Here is a 1,012-nt window from a genome sequence, read left to right on the forward strand (position 1 = left end):
TGGTTTGGAATATATGAATCCGGGCGGTTCCCGCCTTGAGCCGGAATGGGTAACAGTGTTGATCGCCGCGCTGGTTTACTCCGGTGATATTGTCTTATCCCTACCGGGTAAAAAATTCGATGCCACCGGGCTCCAGCAGTTTGCGGCAACCGGAATGGAGGAACTCATCCGCTTCAAACACCTTGAGCAGCCCAAGGAATGGAACATCCCTGCACTCAAGGCCATGTTTGAACTCCTCGGCATGACACCGGGAATGGCCCAGCTAGTTACTCAAGGCAAAGATGAACCGATTCAGGATCTGCAACAGGCCGTAGGCAAACTTGTCAAACGGATTGTGATGACCCAGCAGACCCTGCGTGAAGGACTTTCCTTCTGGGGACTGGATCTCCTTGCCGGAACCGATTTGGCCAATCAGGCATCCGGGCTGGACGCTGCCAAGACCTTCCTTGAGTTGCTCCAAGTCTACACCTCACCGGGCAAATTGAAGAATTTCCGCTACAGCATGGACGAAGTAAAAGCCCATGAAAAAGCGGTAAAAGCACTGGATGATTTGGATGCTCTGCGAGAATTTGTCATGGATCACAGCCCGACGGCCTCATGGCTTTCAACGGCCGAGGGTGTGCTGCCGCCGGAGCACGACTGGGTGGATCGCATGAAAACCACCCGGCAGGATGTGCTGGAAATGCTCAAGCAGACTGATCTGACTGAGCTGGCGAACCAGTCCCAGACTATCGGGGCAAAACTTCAGCAGCTTAAAAAAGACTACATCGTCGTCTACATCAGCCTGCATACCAAGGCTCGCTTAGGCGTGAACGATGACAAACGCAAAGCCGCTTTGATGGGAGACCACCGACTGCAGACGCTCCTGAAGCTGGCAGGCATCGATCTGATGCCAAGACAGCAGCTCACCGACTACCAGAACCGGCTTGCCGGGCTGAAGAGCTGCTTTGCCCTGACCGAGCAGAATCTGGAGACCACACCGGCCTGTCCACATTGCGGGTTTCATCCTACG

1 protein-coding gene is annotated in these 1,012 nt (G+C 54.4%); it reads left to right on the forward strand.

Annotated features, from left to right (window positions below; translation table 11 throughout):
* Positions 1 to 1,012, forward strand: a 1,012-nt coding sequence (locus CSA35_09880) for an ATPase (protein PIE53711.1), incomplete at both ends; no start/stop codon positions are given.

The sequence above is a fragment of the Dethiosulfovibrio peptidovorans genome (genome assembly GCA_002748665.1).
Lineage (GTDB): Bacteria > Synergistota > Synergistia > Synergistales > Dethiosulfovibrionaceae > Dethiosulfovibrio > Dethiosulfovibrio peptidovorans_A.